The sequence below is a fragment of the Shewanella sp. S1-58-MNA-CIBAN-0166 genome (assembly GCF_040310085.1).
Classification (GTDB): domain Bacteria; phylum Pseudomonadota; class Gammaproteobacteria; order Enterobacterales; family Shewanellaceae; genus Shewanella.
In genome coordinates, this window is the sequence record NZ_JBEOPN010000014.1 from 1 (window position 1) to 20,011 (window position 20,011).

Below are 20,011 nucleotides of genomic sequence, written 5' to 3' on the forward strand. Positions count from 1 at the left end.
ATCCACGCTCAGTGCTCTATATACCTAGCCGTTATCCACTTAAATATAAACAGTAATGCTTATCCGAATAGCATTAACCCAATTGGGTAGCGTTTTTGTTTGTGCCATAAATGACTTAATTATTTTTTGTATCATGTACCGCATAGGGACATGCTTTTGCAAACAGGCAAACAGGCAAACAGGCAAACAGACAATCAAACAAAAAATCTAAGACATCAGACACTAAAAAAGCACCGATAAATATCAGTGCTTTTTTAGTGGTCATTTATTGTAAATTCACAACGATATTACACTGAAGTGCCTGACGTTATTTTTTCTCACTATTCTGTGCTGCTTGAATCGCCGTTAACGCAATGGTGTAGACAATATCATCGACTAATGCGCCGCGTGATAAATCGTTAACCGGTTTACGCATACCTTGAAGCATTGGCCCGATGCTGATTAAATCAGCACTACGCTGTACCGCCTTGTATGTGGTGTTACCCGTGTTTAAATCTGGGAACACAAATACGGTTGCTTTACCTGCGACAGGGCTATCAGGTGCTTTAGAGAGCGCTACGTTAGGCATGACGGCTGCATCGTATTGCAATGGACCATCGATAATCAAGTCCGGACGTTTTTCTTTAGCGATTCGTGTGGCTTCGCGTACTTTATCCACATCTGAACCGGTGCCAGAAGTCCCCGTTGAGTAACTGATCATCGCAACGCGAGGCTCAATACCAAAGGCTTTAGCTGATTCAGCTGACTGAATCGCAATATCGGCTAGCTGTTCAGGACTTGGATCTGGGTTAATCGCGCAATCACCATACACTAATACTTGATCTGGCATCAGCATGAAGAAAATCGATGACACTAAGCTAGAACCCGGTGCCGTTTTGATCAACTGCAATGGTGGGCGAATAGTGTGTGCCGTAGTATGAATAGCACCAGACACAATTCCATCAACTTCATCTTGTGCCAGCATCATGGTACCAAGCACCATGTTATCTTCCAGTTGTTCACGGGCAACAACTTCTGTTAATCCTTTGCTGCGACGTAATTCGAGCATAGGCTCAACGTACTTTTCACGCACAGTTTCTGGCTCAATGATTTCGATGCCTTCACCTAAAATAACATCTTGTTGCGATGCAACGCGTAAGATCTCTTCGCGGTTACCGATTAACACGCAACGAGCAATACCCCGTTCTGCACAGATAGATGCAGCTTTAACGGTTCTAGGCTCTTCACCTTCAGGAAGCACGATAGTTTTACGGGCTGCACGGGCTAGTTCGGTTAACTTGTAACGGAATGCCGGAGGAGATAGACGGTGTTCACGTGGAGAATCCTGGGTAACACTTTCAATCCAGGTTTGGTCGATATGGCTGGCCACGTATTCTTGCACTTTTTCAACGCGCACCGCATCATCCACAGGCACTTCATGATCAAAACGTTGAATATTGAGCGAGGTCTGCCATGTATTGGAATCAATTAAAAATACTGGCAAGCCTGTTTCAAAAGCTTGTTCACATAACTTCATGATTTCTGGTTCTGGCGGGTAGCCCCCAGTAAGCAACAACGCGCCAATTTTAACGCCGTTCATGGCTGCTAAACATGCAGATACGATCACGTCGGAGCGATCGCCAGAAGTCACTAACAATGAATTTGTTTTGATGTGAGTAACCATGTTAGGCAGGCTACGGGCACAAAATGTTACACGGCGCATACGACGAGTATGCATTTCACCGGCATTAATGATTTTGGCATTTAAGTGCTTAGCTAAATCAGATGCGCGCGGGGCAATTAGCTCTAAATTGTATGGCACACTGCCTAATATACGCAGCGGACTTTTACCCGGAAGTTGGAACATTCCCGAGCTATCAACCGCGTTCATATTTTTATCATCAAATACTTCAGATAAATCAGGACGAGTGCGACCTTCGTTGTCAACGGGAGCACCAATTTTATTGATGATAGCGCCAATTAAACGTTTGTTTTTCTGTCCACCCCAAGAGTTAAAGGCGATTTCTAATCGATTCATTAATCCATTAGGCGTATCGTTTCCAGGGGTTGCGATGAAAATAACATCGGCGTCTAATGCTTTGGCAATTTCATAGTTAATGTCATCAGCAAATGGATGGCTACGTGTTGGTACTAAGCCTTCAACCACTAGGATTTCAGTATTACTGGCGCATTCTGCTGCGCGGGCAATAATCTGTTCTAGTAGGACATCAGTTTGCTCTGAACGGATTAACGCTTCAGCATGGACCATTGAATAAGGTTCCAACGGATTAACAGTTGGAGACGTGCTTAAAATAGTGGTTGAACGTTCTGGACCAGTATCACCTGATCGAATTTGCGCAATAGGTTTAAAAAATTGCACTTTAACGCCTTTGCGTTCAAGTGCACGAACCATACCTAAGCTTAGTGATGTTAATCCCACTCCAATACCGATTGGAATAAGCATAATATTACGAGACATGACGACCTCTTGTGTGCGTATTGTTCATGTTAATTATCCGAATATAAGACCGAATAAGCTGCTTATTTAGCTGTGATCAGCTTAATAGCATCTTCGGCAATAACCCACTCTTCATTTGTTGGTATGACCATAGCAATAGGGCTACCTACTTGAGTAATGATGCCTTGCTGGCCAAAACGAGCCGCTTTATTCAAATTATCATCGACTTTGAAGTTAAATATTGCCAATAAATTAAGGACTTTCTCGCGAATAAGGTCTGAGTTTTCGCCAATACCGCCAGTAAATATAATGGCGTCTAAACGCCCTAATGGCACAGTGTAAGAGGCGATATATTTGGCTAAACGATAGCAGAAGATATCTAAGGCTAGTGTGGCACCTTTGTGACCGTCTTGATAACCTTCTTCAATCCCACGACAATCGTTGGTGAGTTCTGAAATACCCAATAAACCACTTTGCTTATTCAGTAGGTTATTGACTTCATCAAGGGTATAGCCAAGTTGTTTAACTAAATGGAAAATAATTGATGGGTCTAAATCGCCGCAACGTGTACCCATAACTAAACCTTCAAGCGGAGTTAAGCCCATTGACGTGTCGACACTTTTGCCACCTTTAATGGCCGTTACCGATGCACCATTACCTAAATGTGCACAAATAATATTGGTGTCTTTAGTCTCTTTGCCTAATACTTTGGCTGCTTCACGACAAATATAGATGTTGCTAGTACCATGCATGCCATAACGGCGAATACTATGTTCACGATACAATTTGTAGGGTAGGGCATAAATATATGCCTTTTCGGGCATGGTTTGATGAAATGCGGTGTCAAATACTGCAACTTGTGGCAAATCTGGGAATGAAGCGAGCGCGGCACGAATACCAATTAAATGCGCAGGATTATGTAGAGGCGCTAATGACGCACAATCTTCAATACCCTGAATGACATCCGGTGTAACAATAACCGAGCGAGTAAACTTTTCACCACCATGGACGATACGATGACCAACGGCTTTAATTTGTGCCGCAAGTTCTGGATGGTCTGCCAAAATGTTATTAACGATGAATTCTACCGCTTCGCGATGCGCAGTAAAGGCACCTAATTTGGCTTCATTCTTGCTGCCATCAGATTTCCACTTAATGCGTGAATCTTCTAAACCAAAACATTCAGCTAATCCAGAAACTTTATCATCGCCTGATTGAGCATCAATGATGGCAAATTTTAATGATGAGCTACCGCAGTTGAGCACGAGTACTAATTTGTCTGACATGTTAACGCCTTTTAAGTCAATGAAACTAAATAAAATAGTAAAATTCCATTTTGATTAAGGTTTATGATTATTCATTCATAAACGCCACACTTCGGTGTTCTTACCGTGATTTACGACTGAAATTTAAATCAGTATAGGCGTAAATTCTCCAGTGCATTTTGGGCATGACACTGTATTATGTTATCGTTATACTCATGTCCCAAGCTGTAAAGGTAGCCGTATATTGAACATGAATTTGGTTAAATTACTTGGCGATGGTCAACGTTATATGAAGACCTGGCCAATGGTTAGGCAACTTGGGTTTTATTTCCCTGAGTACCGTGTCGTCAAAGCGACTCAATTAGCGATTATTGCAATGCCTGTGTTGGCATTAGTCGTTGCGGCTAGCCAGCTGTATATATTTGGCTGGGATTATTTACCGCAAGCATTAACGATGTTGCTCTTTTTTATCAGCTTGCCACTACAAGGCTTATTATGGTTAGGTTGGCGAGCGAGCCATCCGTTACCGTTATCATTATTTGATTGGGGCAACCAACTCAGCTCAGCATTGACTGAGATGGGTATTTATTGCCAACCTTTAGGCGCAAAAGCCTGCTATTCTGATATGGCCACCATTTTGAAACTGGCTTTTGAACGTTTAGATCAAAGTTACTGGGACGAATTATAATTCATCTTATGCATAAGCCGATGCTAATTTACATCTGTTTATTGTTATTGTGACTAAAATGTAGCGTTAATACCTCGGTCAACAAACACCTGCTGAATTCTCTGCATGATTTCTGTACTTGGCGGTGAAATATGCGCCAAAGTATACGTTTCGCCAAAAGCTTGCCATTTATGTTCCCCTAACGGGTGATAAGGCAATAATTCAACTTTTTCAACATTGCTCATCGGTTTAATGAACTCAGCTAATGCGATGGCTGATTCGACATCTTCAGTAAATCCAGCGACAACCACATAACGGATCCAGGTTTTAATATTTCGTTTGGTAAGATATTGCGCAAACTGTAGTGTTCGATGGTTACTGACTTTAGTCAGTTCGATGTGTTTGGCATCGTCCATTTGTTTGATATCAAGTAACACTAAGTCGGTATTGTCGAGCAACTCATCTATTACGGGTTCGTATTTACGCACAAAGCCGTTGGTGTCTAAGCAAGTGTGTATACCCTGACTTTTGCAGGCTTTAAACAGTTCGCTGACAAATTGAGCTTGTAAAATTGCTTCACCACCACTGGCTGTAATGCCACCACCGCTGGCGTCTAAAAAGGGTTGATATGAAATGACTTGGCTCATTATTTCATCAACAGAAACTTCCTTACCGCCATCTAGATCCCATGTATCACGATTATGACAATATTGGCAGCGCATAAGGCAACCTTGCATAAAAGCGATGTAGCGAATTCCTGGACCGTCAACGGTTCCGAATGATTCCACTGAATGTATGCGACCTAACGTCATTGTTGTTCCTTAAAATGGGTATAAAAAAGGCTGTATCGATAAGATGTTACACATCGATACAGCCAATTTTAGCAGAGACTACATACTTTTAGTAAATGTACGAGTAATCACGTCTTGCTGCTGCTCAGGGGTGAGCGCATTAAAGCGAACGGCATAACCCGATACACGAATAGTTAATTGTGGATATTTATCCGGATTAACAATCGCATCTTCTAACATTTCACGGTTCATCACGTTAACGTTTAAGTGTTGACCACCTTCACGGTTAGGCTTGCTTAGGAAGTAGCCATCCATCAATGACGCTAAGTTAGTACGACGACCCGTATCATCTTTACCTAATGCATTTGGCACGATAGAGAAAGTATAAGAAACACCATCTTGTGCGTGGGCAAAAGGCAGTTTAGCCACTGATGTTAATGAAGCAATTGCACCATTTTCATCACGACCATGCATCGGGTTGGCACCAGGCGCAAACGGAGCGCCTGAACGACGACCGTCAGGAGTGTTACCGGTTTTCTTACCATAAACCACGTTTGAAGTGATGGTTAAGATTGATTGTGTTGGAATGGCATTACGATACATTTTTTTAGTGCGAATTTTCGCCATAAAACGTTCAACTAAATCGCAAGCAATGTCATCGACACGAGCATCATTGTTACCAAATTTTGGATAGTCACCTTGAATGTCAAAATCAACCGCAATACCATTTTCATCGCGAATAGGCTTAACTTGAGCAAACTTAATCGCTGACAATGAATCGGCAGCAATTGACAAACCTGCAATACCACACGCCATTGTACGGCGCACATCGCGGTCATGTAATGCCATTAACGCAGACTCGTAAGAGTATTTGTCATGCATAAAGTGAATCGCGTTAAGCGCAGACACATACTGCGTTGCAAGCCAGTCCATTAAGCCATCAAGACGTGACATAACATCATCAAACTCAAGTACATCAGCAGTGATTGGGTCCGCTTTTGGTGCAATTTGGGTTTTAAGCTTTTCGTCAACACCACCGTTAATGGCGTATAACATGGTTTTGGCTAAGTTAGCGCGAGCACCGAAGAACTGCATATGCTTACCCAAAATCATTGGGCTAACACAACAAGCAATGGCGTAATCGTCTGACTCAAAGTCTGGGCGCATTAAGTCATCGTTTTCGTATTGAATTGAGCTAGTGTCAATTGATACTTTGGCACAGTAACTTTTAAAACCTTGTGGCAATCTTGTGGACCATAACACGGTAATGTTTGGCTCTGGGCTTGGGCCCATGTTGTACAAGGTATGCAAGAAACGGAAGCTTGATTTAGTCACCAATGTGCGACCATCAAGACCCATACCTGCGATAGATTCAGTTGCCCAGATTGGATCGCCTGAGAATAGTTCATCGTATTCAGGTGTACGCAGGAAACGCACCATACGTAGTTTCATCACGAAATGGTCAACCATTTCTTGTGCTTGCTGCTCAGTAAGAACACCATTTTTAATGTCACGTTCAATATAAGCATCAATGAACGTTGAGGTACGACCCAGTGACATTGCCGCGCCATTTTGGCTTTTTACTGCAGCAAGGTAACCAAAGTAAGTCCATTGAATGGCTTCTTTAGCATTTTTGGCGGGTACAGAAATATCACAACCGTATTTAGCTGCCATCACTTTCATTTGGCCTAAAGCACGATGTTGCTCAGAAATCTCTTCACGTAATTGGATCACACTTGATAAGTCTTCACCAGCTTCAAACTGCGCTTGCAGTGAGCTGAATTGGGCAAACTTATCTTTCATTAGGTAATCGATACCGTACAAAGCAATACGGCGGTAGTCACCAATAATACGACCACGACCATAGGCATCAGGTAAACCTGTTAATATACCTGATTTACGGCAAGCCATAATTTCTGGGGTATAAACATCAAACACGCCTTGGTTATGGGTTTTGCGTAACTCAGAGTAAACGTAATTCACATCGCTGTTAAGTTCACGGCCATAAGCTTTACATGAACCTTCAACCATACGAATACCACCGTTGGGCAGCATGGCACGTTTTAATGGCGCTTCAGTTTGTAAACCAACGATAGTTTCAAGGTCTTTATTGATATAGCCAGCATCATGAGAGGTAATGGTTGAAACCATTTCAGTGTCGAAATCGACTGGAGCATGAGTTTGGTTCTCTTGCTTGATGCCTTCCATTACTTTGTCCCACAAAGTTAATGTTGCATCTGTTGCACCTGCTAAGAATGATTCATCACCCTCATATGGTGTGTAATTTTGTTGGATAAAGTCACGTACGTTAACTTCAGTTTTCCAATCGCCAGCTACGAAACCTTCCCACGCGTTGGCAAATAGTTCGGTTTTATCTGTCATTTACTTAACCCTCTGGTTGATTTTCTACGGATGTCATCACAATTAACACAAAGTGTTGGTATCCGTTGAGTGTTTACATTCTGTCGTCTAGGTAGATTCGCTAGACTGAGCCGTTTACATCTTCTGCGACATTGATGGCAGAAATGTTCCGCCTGGCTTGTGTAATGACGCTAATCGATATTGTTTCTGTTAATGAACTAATTGGTAAGACCAATTATCCATGGGTTAATAATAGCACAGCATAATGACGATATCGGCAGCTTTCGCTAACGGATTATCAAAAGTGTTAACTGGCTAACATATCTGTTTATAACTTGGAGTAGCCCGCGGCAATTTTTGGCAAATAAAAAGCGAAACCATTGCCGATCTCGCTTTTATATTGATGGTATTACCGAACATGACTAGATTATAGCAACGCTGGAATCCCTTCGATCATGCCTACTGCTAACATCGCCGCCAAACAAATCACAAAGGCTAGGCTTGGGATAACGATACGGTCTGCAAATGACAAGGTTTTAGGACGCTCTTTATCACCAATTAAACCATTATTATCAAGTAACATGGTTAACGCCCAAGCTAATACTGGGTTGGCAACAAATGCAGCGAAAATACAGATACCTGCGGCTTGGCTACTCGTCGTGTCTTTAACCATCTGTAAACCTGCCTCTAATAACGGCAGGAATACGCCAACTAAAAGCGCAATCGACATAACAGGGCGCCACACCGTGATATCCATAGGATAACCAATGATAGCCACAATAATACACAAGCTACCGAGTAGGATAGCGCCAGCTGGAATAGGGCGTTTGGCAATAGCCGCTGGGATCATGTAAGTTCCCCACGACGAGGTAATATTACCGCCACCGACTGCAGTACCAACGATCTGTCTTACTGAGCAAGTTGTCATCGTGTCATCAACATCCATCAGTACTTTTTCAGCGCCTTTTGGATAATTTAATTCTTGGAAAATACGATGACCAAGAAAGTCTGGTGACCACATGGCAACAGCCAGAATTGCGAATGGTAATGATGCAATAAAATGAGCTGCATTTGGTAAGCCTAACTGCCAACCATGTTCAGTTGAACCCCACCAATAAACCGGATTGAGATTTGGGATGCCTGGAGCGGTAGTAAATTGTAAATCTAAGCCTGCGCCTAGGCCAAATGCCAGAGCAACTGCTGCAATAGAACACAATGGAATCGCTAACCAGCGTTTACCGTATTTGGCTAATGCTGCATAAATAATGACATTGATTAACAAGATGGTAAATGCAACATAACCGAGTGAATAGTCGAGACTGTGCTTGGCTTGCAGTCCTCCTGCCCAGTCAAATAACGAACCTATCTGACTTTTAGCTCCCATAAATCCTAAGAACACCAATAAACCGCCGGCGACACCGCTACTGGTGAGGTTAACCAGTTTCGAGCCCCCTTTGAAATAACTTAAAATCAAGCCAAATATACCAATGAGGATTGCTAACGCTAACGGGTGAGCACCAGCGAGCGCGATGGTACCAATTAACGGGATCATTGGTCCATGGTTGCCGCCAAGGTTTGCTCTTGGATTAATAAAACCAGAGCTAATAATACAGAAGAGTAAAGCTGGGATGAGCATTTCTACACGGACAATCTGGATAGCAAATTCTGCCCCAAGATTGACGTGATCCCATTTTTCACTTAAACCTGCAGCCCAAGCTGCCATTACTGCAGAATACATCACAGTAATACCAATAGTTCCTGCGATGGCTGGGACTAAGTCTTCCCATTCAAAGCGAAAATCACGCCCAGGAAGATTGAGTCCCCAGCGTTTGGGTTTCATTATTTTGAGTTCATTTTCGAGGTAGGCATCGCGAGTGTCAAACTCGCTAGCAGGACGGTGAAGCTCGCTGTAGCTTGCTTCTTGAGCGTGTGTATCTGAATTGCTGACTGTTTCTGACATAATTTCTCATTCTCCGAAAAGAACAGGTTAATCCATCAAATGATGAAGTTTGAGTGTGTTCCGTTGAAGTGATGGCTATGTCCATAAGAGCAGCTTGCCGGTGAGCCATAATGGCTCTTATCACTTTGCTCAGCTGCGATGCCTTTATTAGGGAAGCATTACAGTGATGTCCTTATTACGATCTTTTTTGGTAAGACCAATTTACCTTGTTGATTTTAGCATAGCGTTAAGATTGCATCACTTGGTATCAAGAAAGTTGATGTTTTGTTTACTAGAAGTGAGAGCTGGATAACAAGTTAACAGCAAAATTAGATCAGTAAATTTGCCTAATAACTCACCTCGTAAGCAATACTCATTTCAGAATATTGTGTCACATCAATATAATTGATACTGGGTATAATTATTATTCAATTATATTTAAGACTTGTCGACGGGATTATTGAGAATAATAGAGAAATGACCTCTGCAGTAGCTACCATGGTGGTTACAAAATAAATTGGTCGAGTGCTGGCTGAAGTTTTAGTTATTATGGCAGTCGTTAATGTATAAATGCTTATTATGGGTGAAGGAAAGTAAGATTGGCTTTGGTGGTTGATAATGTCAGTACTTGAGAAGCATGAAATTGATAAACATGAATGGATAAAAAAAACGGCATCCGAAGATGCCGTTGTATCAATAAACCTATCGCTTATAACGAATAGTTTAGAACTTATAAGAGGCTGTAGTATGGAAGAAGCGACCTACGTTGTCATAAGCTGAGCTTGTAGTATCAGTACCTGTATAACCGTATGGTAATTCACGGTTAAACACGTTATCAATACCAAACTTCAAACGAATACCTGAATCGAAGTTGTATGCAACTGCCATGTCGTTGATAAAGTAATCGTCAAATTCCATGTTGCTATTAGGATTCGCGTTTAAGGCTAATTCCTTATCAGTATAAAGGCTTACACCCTCAACATAGCGCGTTCTCCAGCTAACATCCCAGCTATCGATTGAGTAACTTAGGCTCCAGTTTGCTTGCCATTCAGCATAGCCTGCCGTGCCTGCAAGTTCTTCAAACGTATCTGGTTCATCCTGGAATGAAAAGTCTTTACGTTTTAATAGACGAGTCGCAATAAGGTTAGTGCGTACATCACCACTAAAGGCTTCAAAGTTATAACCAATATCAAAGTCGATACCAGCAGCTTCAAGCGATGCAATGTTTAACGAGAACTGTCTAATTTGAGTAATTTCGTGGCTAGTTGAATCACGAGTAATCAAACTACAGTATTCGTTATTCACACCAGATGGAGAATCAACACAACGGTCGATAATATCTTGAGCACCAACAGCACTGATTGCATTTTCGATCTCGATATTCCAATAATCGGTAGTGATCGATAATCCATCAATAAAATCAGGTTGATAAACAATTCCTAACGTGAAACTTTTCGATTCTTCTGCTTTTAGCTCGCGATTACCACCACTTAATCCTTCAAGGGTTTTATCGTCGTAATCAGCGTCAAAACCAGCAGGGATCCCTAGCGCCGCACAGTTAGCCTGGCGTTGAGTTGGATCAGCTAGATCATTTAAGTTTTTAGCACGACAAGAGTCATCTACAGAGAAGAATGTTTGGCTTGCAGCACCATAAAGCTCACTGATGTTAGGTGCACGAATAGCTTCTGAGTATGTAGTACGAACGCGGATCTGATCATCAACTTCCCAGCTTAAGCCCGTTTTCCATGTTGTTGCATTACCAATGGTGCTGTAATCAGCAAAACGTATTGCAAGATCTAAGTCTAGCTGACGTACCATTGGTAAATCGGCTAGCAAAGGAAGCGTGATTTCAGCAAAAATTTCGCTTACATCAAAATCGCCTTTATCTTCGCCCAATGCATTGAAGAAAGTACCTGCTGCATTTGAAGGTTCAAATATCTCACTTTCTTCTTTACGGTATTCAACACCAGTAGAGAAGCCTGCATAACCGGCAGGTAATTCAAATAAACTAGAGTTAGTTAGTGAGCCACCTAATACGGTTTGCTTAATAATCGATGTACCAGTTGAAGCGGTATTAATATAGTTAATAGCATCTTGACTTGGCGCGCCAAAACCAAAAATGTTGACTGGCACACAGCCTGCATCTCTAGCTGACTGATCACGACATACTGCAATCCCGTTTTCTAATACAGAATCAAGGGCGTTGGTGTAATTGTCATAGATTAAGTTATTTTTATTAACGCGCTCTAAATCAGTTTGACCATAAATAGCATAGGCATCGTAATCCCAATCTTGGAATACTATACCTTCAAGACCGATAACATAACGTTGAGTTTCGCGAGTATCATCTTCAATACGCGCACCCAAGTCCGTCATAAAACGACGAATATTAAGTGTATCTAATGGCGCTGAATTACCGTCGCTATCTTTGTTTGCTTTCATTAAAGCAACCAGCTCAGGATTGATAAAAGCATTATCTATTTTGATATCGTTGACCGGGTTACCAAAGAAAAATGCCGGTTGGCCTTCATCTGTTGATTGGCTGTTAACGTATTTAGCTTCAAAATAAACGTTATGATTATCGTTAAGCTGGTAGTTTGCTTTAAAGTTAATATTGTAACGTTCGAATTCTGGTTGTAATTCGACAAACTGGTTTAAGTTAGTGACATCACAATTTGCACAACGAATACCATCAACATTTTGACCGCTATAAACATCGCTTAATGAGCCATCAGGATTAAAGCTTTTCCAACCATCTAAATTGAAGGTACCGGCATTACTAATCGTGTAGTGACCGGCGTTAGGAGTCCATATTTTGTCGGGATCTGATGGGTCATTGTTATCTTCAGTGCGGTTTTTATTTGCTAGGCTCGAAAAAGCAGTTGAAGTCTGATCGCGATCAAATGCTCTTAATTGCTCTTGAGCGCTGTACTCAACCGCAAAGGCAACATTACCATCACCTTGGGCAAAATCAGAACCATAAGATAATGAGAAACGGTCTTTATTGTGGCCACTATCGTCAGCCCAACCTTTGGTTGCTGATACATCTAAGCCATTAATATCTTTCTTTAAAATGAAGTTTACAACACCGGTTACCGCATCAGCACCGTAAATTGCAGATGCACCGCCGGTAATCACTTCTACTCTATCGATCCATACACTTGGAATGGTATTGACGTCGACTGAAGAAGTACCTGCAGAACTTGATACATGGCGTTTACCGTCCACTAACACGAGTGTTCTGGCGGTACCCATGCTTCTTAAATCGAGCAAGTTAAGACCCGAAGTACCAATAAAGCGGCCTGAGTTGGCAAGTGAGTAAGTGTTACCTAGTGCAGGTAATTGGTTTAGCGCTTCACCAATATTTGTTACACCAGTTGATAATAACTCGTCGCCAGTAATTACTGTAACCGGCGTTGGTGCAACAGCACCTTCACGAATAATACGTGAGCCTGTTACCGATATTCTTTCAACAGTTGATGCTGGATTAGCTTGATCTTCTGCTGCAAAGGTATTGAATGTGGTTGCTGCAGAAACAGCGACACCACTGATTAGCGCAAAGCGAATAGCTTTGGCTAAATGCGAATTAACTTGCATATTTTAACTCCCTAAAATGTTTTTTTATTATGGTGTAATCATTCAGATCATTTTTAATATAAAAATGAAACAAAGTTACACAGCTATCGATATAAGCACACCTAAATAAAAAAACAATATCAGGCCATCAGGTTGGTAATTAGCTTGGTATATACAATTAAGCTCATTTTTATTAACAATTCGATATCGTAAACGCCAATAAGCTGTAATAATGTAAGCATAAAGATTACAATGTTATTTAAAGTAGCTTGTGTTGTTAATAAGTGGTTTTTAATATATTGGTTTTTTGTGTTTTTTGTGGCTGCCGAAATTTAATTTGTTAAAAAAATGTTCATAAATTATTTTTAATTTTTATATGAAAAATTATAACCTAGCGTTTTTTTTAGGTAAATTACCGATTTAACATATTATAAATTTTTTTCATGAGTTTAATTAATGTGGTTTTTACGTAAAAAAATCTAGGTTTTGACCTTCGTTGATAATAGATTATTATTCATTATTTGAATATTAATGATTTTTAAGTGGTTTTTTATGCGCTTCGTTATTATGTTTAGCATGATGTCGATTGTCATAGATGATTGTCATAGATGAGTTTTTTATAAACAAAAAAGACTAGTAAGAAACATTGCAGATACTTTATCAATAAGCGCTATTCATAAGTACTATCCACAAGCACCATTAATATTGAACACTATCCATCATTTGTAATGGCTAATAAAATCCTAATTCACTACCGTAGGTTTTTATAATCACAAAATAAATCAGCAAATAACATCGATGATAAAGCCTCATGTAGATAGAACGCTGCGACATAAATTATGGCTACTGCCGTTTTTTATTGGCAAGTGTAGGCATATGATTATCTATCGTAATAGCGGAAACAGAGTAAATACCCATTAATATATCTTTCTCTTCATTAACGGTGAGCAGTATAGATAGACTTTGCACGGGTTACCGTTTTAGCTCAGTCAATAATAGTTAGGTTTAAGATTGCAACGATGAACCTGCGACATTACTTTGGGGTAACTGCGGATTGAGTGTATAAAAGCTGACACGATACTGATTTAACAGACTCAACAGCCGCAAACATAATGGTTTACATTGCATCGCGAGATAACTACGAATAACCGTTACTGCACATCAGTGCTGGCATCTACATTCACATCAATATCAGTATCAGTATCAGTATCAGTATCAATATCAATATCAATATCAGTACCAATAAAAATACCAGTATCAGTGATCAATCCATCAACTCTTCCATCAACTCTTCCATCAACTTTACCATCGGTATCATTCTATTTTTTCAGATGTTGGTATTACGAATTGTGAATCAATATTATTGATGGTTGCCATCATTATTATCAGATTTTATTCTGATTATTTCAAAGGTAGTCTTATGTTTCGACAAGAAGGCCGCCATGAATAGTAGAGTGATAATACATGTCTCACTGTTCCTACAATATTTATGCTGCAGCCAAAGAATAACCATTAGTTTATTTGGAATGTAGTTTATGACTGCTTTAACAACAAAAACTTCAACAGTGCCGATACAGAGTGCTTACACACAAGACGCTGCGAATAGTGCAGTTATCAACATGTGCCAGCAAGCTGAACAATACGGGCAATCTAAAGTCATTAAGTCGCACCTTGAGTCATTCGGTTTAGCTATTTTTGCCGGTGCTTTTATTGCGTTGGCTTTTGTTTTTTATATTACGGTAACGACTGGAACAATTGGTCCTTGGGGGCAAGTTCGCTTTATTGGCGGTTTAGCGTTTAGCTTAGGGTTAATTCTAGTGGTTATTTGTGGGGGGGAACTCTTTACCAGCACAGTCTTAAGCAGTGTTGCATGGGCTCAAAAACGGGTTACTACTAGAGATTTATTGATGTGTTGGACTCGGGTCTATGTTGGCAATTTCATTGGCGCTATGTTGATGTTGTTGTTGATTTTAGGGGCTAAAATGCACCTGCTCAATGATGGTCAATGGGGCTTGAATGCATTAAATATTGCGCAACACAAAATACATCATGATTGGAGCCAAGCATTTATTTTGGGCATATTATGTAATGTTTTGGTGTGCCTAGGTGTCTGGATGACGTTTTCCAGTAAAGACGTACTAACCAAAGCCTTCTTACTGATGCTACCCGTTGCCATGTTTGTCAGCAGTGGTTTTGAACACAGTATCGCTAACTTGTTTATGGTGCCGCTGGGGATCATGTTGCAGCAATTTGCATCGGTGGATTTCTTTAACGCTATTGGTGTACCCGCAAGCCAGTTTGCTGATATCACAATAATGCATTTTCTGTTTAATAATCTTATTCCTGTCACGTTAGGCAACATCGTCGGCGGTGCGTTATTTGTCGGTCTTGCTTATTTAATGATCGAACGATTAAAGCACTCTAATGCTAATCATACAGCGCCTATGGCATTAGCCACGTTGGCATTAGCTGAATGTATTCCGGCGATTGACGCGCATATGTCAAACCAGGCTATTTCAAACCAGGCTATGCCAAACCAGGCTATGTCAAATAAGTCTGCTTCTAACCAGCCTAATTCAGATAAGCCAATACCTAACGTACCAATATCAAGTCGACCAATGGTCAGTCAATCGACCACAGATTTTTCCAAATCACATTCAGTATTAACCCAAATCCACCATGAATCTAACCTTACACCTTCGCTAAAAACGAATGGGAGAACTGCTATGCCTAAATCAATTATTAATCTTACTGTCAGTGAATTAATGCAAGCGACACCTTTTACATTATCACCAGAACTCTCTATTCATGAAGGACTGATGCAACTCACTGCTGCGCAAGAACGAGGAGCACCAGTTGTTGACAAACAAAATCGCTTATTAGGATTTGTATCTCAACAAGATTTATTAAGATGCTTATGGTCAGAAGAATATAACAAACACATTAACAGTCATGTTGCTGATTTAATGCAGACGCAAGTGATGACCGTATCTGGCAACGATAAAATTGCCGATCTTGTTGAGTTAATGGTTGTCGACAGAGAGAAGTTGTTTCCTGTTACCGCTAGCGGAATGTATACCGGTAGCCGCTTTATGAGTTATGAAGAACGTTTAAGACATGCTTCTGCGAATAAACCGAGTAGTTTTCCTGTTGTAAATGAGGGAATATTGCTTGGAGTTATTACTCGAGAACAGATAGCTACTAAAATTTGTTCGGTGATGGGATAGTCAACTCAATCGATAACGCCTTTCACAAGCCATCTAGTGGTTAAGTAAAGGCGTTATCAAATACCATTAAAGCGTTTTACTCATGCGTCTTGCTTCATTTAGGACGCAATCACGAAGAGGATTATCACCCGCATCATTGCGCCATACAAAAGACAATTGACGCTGTAGGTTAAGCTGTGGTGTATCAATAATAACCAGCTTACCTTCAGCAACATCTTGCTCTACGGTAATATGGGGCAGGCAGCTTAAGTAAGACCCATTTCTGACCAATGCCTTTAACAGCAGTACATGTTCGTATTCTTTCCACACATTGAGTTTTTCAAGCACACCGTGGATAGCGCCTTCAAAAATGCGTCTGGTACCAGCACCTTGCTCTCTAAGCACCCATTTTGCTTGTTCCAATTGCGCTAAACTAATTTTTTCAGCATTGGCATAAGGGTGGTGCGGCGCGGCAACTACCACAAGATGATCATCAATCCACTTTTCTTGATGTAAGCGGCTATCGTCGTTACGCCCCTCAATAATACCAAGGTCATAGTCGTAGTTAATTAATCCTTCAACAACGTGTTCGGTGTTTTCAACCTCAAGATCAATCCTTAATTCTGGAAAATCATTATCAATTTTGCTGATTAAGTTTGGCAATAAATATTCTGCTGCAGTTTGGCTCGAACATAACTTAAATTGACCACTAATTATGTGTTGTTCGTGTAAGCCAAATTGAATTTGTTGTGCATCTTGAAGTAATTGGCGTGCTTTGGGCCTTAACCAATTGCCCCAATGGCTTAGGGTTAGTCGGTTGCCTTGTCTAATAAACAGCGGACGGTCTAGTAAATTCTCTAGCTGAGAAAGCGACATACTCACAGCTGATTGGGTCATCGATAGCTTTCTGGCAGCTGCGCTAACACTTTCAAGACTGGCCACAGCATCAAAAACGGTAATTTGTTTAAGCGAGTATTTCATATCAGCGTAATAGCTCCGTTTTATGAATCATTTAAGTATCAATAAAATTGATGTTTACTAGTGTTTACTTCAATAAGTAAAACGGAAGGCTGTTGCATAGGCAAGCGACTTATATCAACTTTGCAACTGAGGTTTAGTTTTTAGTACAAAATAAATAAATATTTATCGAAATTAGACAAGGAGTTAGCAATATATGCGATGAGCATGATGCTTTTTAGTTGAGCAACGTTTAGGCTTTATTATGGAGATGAAACAAAAAACCAGCCGAAGCTGGTTTTTATAATAGACAAATGTAGAGTCTATTCAAGCAATCTATTACTGTACGTTTTCGCTATCGCTAAACTCACCTGCAAATAACGCCGTTGATAAATAACGTTCAGCAGCTGAAGGCAATATTACCACGATAGTTTTATCAGCAAACTCTGGTAATGCAGCAATACGATTTGCAGCCACAACCGCGGCACCAGAAGAAATACCGACTAAGATACCTTCTTCTTTCATTAAACGACGAGCCATTTCAATAGACTCTTCGTTGGTTACAGCTTCAACGCGGTCAATAATAGATAAATCTAGGTTGCCTGGGATGAAACCTGCGCCAATACCTTGGATTTTGTGTGGACCTGGCTGAATTGGCTGGCCTGCTAATGCTTGCGCAATAACCGGAGAATCAACTGGCTCAACAGCAACAGAGGTAATGGTTTTACCTTGTGCTTTTAAATAACGGCTTACACCTGTTAAGGTTCCGCCAGTACCAACACCGGCCACAAATACATCAACTTCACCATCGGTATCATTCCAGATTTCTGGACCAGTGGTTTTTTCGTGTATTTCAGGGTTAGCAGGATTATCAAATTGGCCAAGCACTAGGTATTTTTCAGGCGCAGATTGGCGAATTTCTTCAGCCTTATCAATGGCACCTTTCATACCTTTAGCGCCTTCTGTGAGCACTAAGTTTGCACCTAATGCTTTCAGTAGCTTACGACGCTCTAAGCTCATGGTATTTGGCATGGTTAAGGTTAATTTATAACCACGTGCTGCAGCAACATAAGCAAGTGCAATACCGGTGTTACCTGATGTAGGTTCAATTAACTCGATATCTTTGGTGAGTATACCTTTCTTTTCAGCATCCCAAATCATGTTGGCGCCAATACGACACTTAACACTAAAGCTTGGGTTACGTGCTTCTATTTTTGCTAACACCTTACCGTTGCTAACGCGGTTTAAACGAACTAACGGTGTGTTGCCTAAAGTATATGAATTATCTTCGAAAATTTTGCTCATGGATTATTTGCTCCTATGGTTGCATCGTCTAATCATAATCTGCTCAGCAGGATTTAGAAGTGAAAGTTTGTTCTTCTTTATGCTTTTTAGTTATTAAGGGGTTTATTTTTATTCTAAAAACCCTATAGATGCTGCTATATTAGGCTTTTGGAGTCAATTGTCATCACTCAATGGTCTGACCATCAAACAAATTTAATTTAGTATGACGAGATTAAATCATAAAATACTAGAATAGCGTTAATCAGCAAAATGTTTCTCTGTCGTGCCACGCAATTGATCAGTAAGGTCGTCGATAAGCGATGTTAAAACCTTCAGTGATCCATATTGATGTATTTGGCGCTCAATGAACTTTCGCTAACTCATTCACTAAAAATGGTAGAGTAAAATGAATAAAGTTGTGATTTCAGGCAGTGGTTTATATACACCACCTTACAGTGTCTCTAACGACGAATTAGTTAATAGCTACAATAGTTATGTTGACCAGTTTAATCAACAGCATTCGGCCGAAATTGAGGCCGGGACCACGCTAGCGTTGGCATATTCGTCAAGTGAGTTTATCGAAAAAGCCTCTGGGATTAAAAGCCGTTATGTCATGGTAAAAGACGGTATTCTTGATACCAATATTATGATGCCATTAATTGTAGATAGACCTTCTGAGTCTTTGTCTATGCAAGCCGAAATGGGTATTGAAGCTGCGAACCAAGCATTACAACAAGCAAACTTAACGGCTGAAGATATCGATTTGGTTATTGTGGCGTGTGCTTATACTCAACGAGCTTACCCAGCTATTGCCATTGAAATCCAACAAGCTATGGGCACCAAGGGCTTTGCCTATGACATGTTAGTGGCATGTTCATCGGCTACGTTTGCGATTGTGAATGCCGTTAACGCTATTCGTGGCGGCACAGCTAATAGAGTGTTGGTCATTAATCCTGAGTTAACCTCGCCGCAAATCAACTTTCGCGATCGCGATAGCCATTTTATTTTTGGTGATGTTGCTACTGCAGTCGTGGTTGAACGCGAAGAGTTATCTACATCAAAACTTGCCTTTAACGTGTTGTCTACGCGCTGTGTAACCGAATATTCTAGTAATATTCGCAGTAACTTTGGCTTTGTTAATCGCTGCGACCCTGAAAATGCAACCACGGCAGATAAGCTGTTTCATCAGCAAGGTCGTAAAGTATTTAAAGAACTACTGCCGATGATTTACCAGCATTTGGACGCACAATTTACCGATGAACAAATAAAGCCTGAAGAATTTAAGCGCTTATGGCTTCATCAAGCCAATATAAACATGAATTTGTTTGTAGTGAAGAAGCTTCTTGGTGATAATGTTGAACCAACTCAAGCGCCTATTGTATTAGATGAGTATGCCAATACCGCTTCTGCGGGATCGGTTATTGCTTTTCATAAATTTAACCACGATTTTAAAACAGGTGATTTAGGCTTGTTGTGCTCATTTGGTGCAGGCTACTCTATCGGTAGTATCGTACTTGAAAAGTGTTAG

Annotated in this window: 11 protein-coding genes; 3 read left to right on the forward strand and 8 right to left on the reverse strand. The window is 40.7% G+C overall.

Features of this window, described 5'->3' with window-relative positions; genetic code table 11:
• Window positions 1-307 precede the first annotated feature (307 nt).
• Window positions 308-2,458 (reverse strand): phosphate acetyltransferase, encoded by a 2,151-nt coding sequence (gene pta, locus AAEY99_RS10290; protein ID WP_101088038.1) that lies wholly within the window; start codon window positions 2,456-2,458, stop codon window positions 308-310.
• Between the two features lie 62 nt (window positions 2,459-2,520).
• Window positions 2,521-3,723: an acetate kinase gene (ackA, locus tag AAEY99_RS10295; protein WP_101088040.1), complete on the reverse strand. Its 1,203-nt coding sequence runs from the start codon at window positions 3,721-3,723 to the stop codon at window positions 2,521-2,523.
• 229 nt (window positions 3,724-3,952) lie between these two features.
• On the opposite strand from ackA, the gene yfbV reads away from it, so the two are divergent.
• The gene (gene yfbV, locus AAEY99_RS10300) at window positions 3,953-4,390 is read left to right on the forward strand and encodes a terminus macrodomain insulation protein YfbV (RefSeq protein WP_162024315.1); all 438 of its coding nucleotides are present in this window, start codon (window positions 3,953-3,955) and stop codon (window positions 4,388-4,390) included.
• Window positions 4,391-4,443: 53 nt separating this feature from the next.
• On the opposite strand, the gene pflA is transcribed toward yfbV, so the two are convergent.
• The 4 genes from pflA to AAEY99_RS10320 form a co-directional block, all read right to left on the reverse strand.
• Complete coding sequence (pflA, locus tag AAEY99_RS10305) at window positions 4,444-5,181, reverse strand: pyruvate formate lyase 1-activating protein (RefSeq protein ID WP_162022781.1); 738 nt, start codon at window positions 5,179-5,181, stop codon at window positions 4,444-4,446.
• 78 nt (window positions 5,182-5,259) lie between these two features.
• Window positions 5,260-7,542 carry a formate C-acetyltransferase gene (gene pflB, locus AAEY99_RS10310; protein ID WP_101088045.1) on the reverse strand — a complete coding sequence of 761 codons (2,283 nt, stop codon included), beginning with the start codon at window positions 7,540-7,542 and terminating at the stop codon, window positions 5,260-5,262.
• A gap of 406 nt (window positions 7,543-7,948) precedes the next feature.
• The gene (locus AAEY99_RS10315) at window positions 7,949-9,481 is read right to left on the reverse strand and encodes a DUF3360 family protein (RefSeq protein ID WP_351010407.1); all 1,533 of its coding nucleotides are present in this window, start codon (window positions 9,479-9,481) and stop codon (window positions 7,949-7,951) included.
• 702 nt (window positions 9,482-10,183) lie between these two features.
• Complete coding sequence (locus tag AAEY99_RS10320) at window positions 10,184-13,057, reverse strand: TonB-dependent receptor domain-containing protein (protein WP_101088049.1); 2,874 nt, start codon at window positions 13,055-13,057, stop codon at window positions 10,184-10,186.
• Window positions 13,058-14,571: 1,514 nt separating this feature from the next.
• Between AAEY99_RS10320 and focA the strand changes: the two genes are divergently transcribed.
• Window positions 14,572-16,263: a formate transporter FocA gene (gene focA, locus AAEY99_RS10325; protein ID WP_182744303.1), complete on the forward strand. Its 1,692-nt coding sequence runs from the start codon at window positions 14,572-14,574 to the stop codon at window positions 16,261-16,263.
• Window positions 16,264-16,329: 66 nt separating this feature from the next.
• Here the strand turns inward: focA and AAEY99_RS10330 are convergent, their stop codons facing one another.
• Window positions 16,330-17,223 carry a LysR substrate-binding domain-containing protein gene (locus AAEY99_RS10330; RefSeq protein ID WP_162022785.1) on the reverse strand — a complete coding sequence of 298 codons (894 nt, stop codon included), beginning with the start codon at window positions 17,221-17,223 and terminating at the stop codon, window positions 16,330-16,332.
• A gap of 315 nt (window positions 17,224-17,538) precedes the next feature.
• The gene (gene cysK / locus AAEY99_RS10335; RefSeq protein WP_101088056.1) at window positions 17,539-18,504 is read right to left on the reverse strand and encodes a cysteine synthase A; all 966 of its coding nucleotides are present in this window, start codon (window positions 18,502-18,504) and stop codon (window positions 17,539-17,541) included.
• Window positions 18,505-18,889: 385 nt separating this feature from the next.
• Between cysK and AAEY99_RS10340 the strand changes: the two genes are divergently transcribed.
• On the forward strand, window positions 18,890-20,011 hold the full coding sequence (locus AAEY99_RS10340; protein WP_351010409.1) for a beta-ketoacyl-ACP synthase III: 1,122 nt from the start codon (window positions 18,890-18,892) through the stop codon (window positions 20,009-20,011).

Coding starts and splice junctions, on each gene's coding strand:
- pta (WP_101088038.1), bottom strand. CDS start 2,458: ATGTCTCGTAATATTATGCTTATTCCAATCGGTATTGGAGTGGGATTA.
- ackA (WP_101088040.1), bottom strand. CDS start 3,723: ATGTCAGACAAATTAGTACTCGTGCTCAACTGCGGTAGCTCATCATTA.
- yfbV (WP_162024315.1), top strand. CDS start 3,953: ATGAATTTGGTTAAATTACTTGGCGATGGTCAACGTTATATGAAGACC.
- pflA (WP_162022781.1), bottom strand. CDS start 5,181: ATGACGTTAGGTCGCATACATTCAGTGGAATCATTCGGAACCGTTGAC.
- pflB (WP_101088045.1), bottom strand. CDS start 7,542: ATGACAGATAAAACCGAACTATTTGCCAACGCGTGGGAAGGTTTCGTA.
- AAEY99_RS10315 (WP_351010407.1), bottom strand. CDS start 9,481: ATGTCAGAAACAGTCAGCAATTCAGATACACACGCTCAAGAAGCAAGC.
- AAEY99_RS10320 (WP_101088049.1), bottom strand. CDS start 13,057: ATGCAAGTTAATTCGCATTTAGCCAAAGCTATTCGCTTTGCGCTAATC.
- focA (WP_182744303.1), top strand. CDS start 14,572: ATGACTGCTTTAACAACAAAAACTTCAACAGTGCCGATACAGAGTGCT.
- AAEY99_RS10330 (WP_162022785.1), bottom strand. CDS start 17,223: ATGAAATACTCGCTTAAACAAATTACCGTTTTTGATGCTGTGGCCAGT.
- cysK (WP_101088056.1), bottom strand. CDS start 18,504: ATGAGCAAAATTTTCGAAGATAATTCATATACTTTAGGCAACACACCG.
- AAEY99_RS10340 (WP_351010409.1), top strand. CDS start 18,890: ATGAATAAAGTTGTGATTTCAGGCAGTGGTTTATATACACCACCTTAC.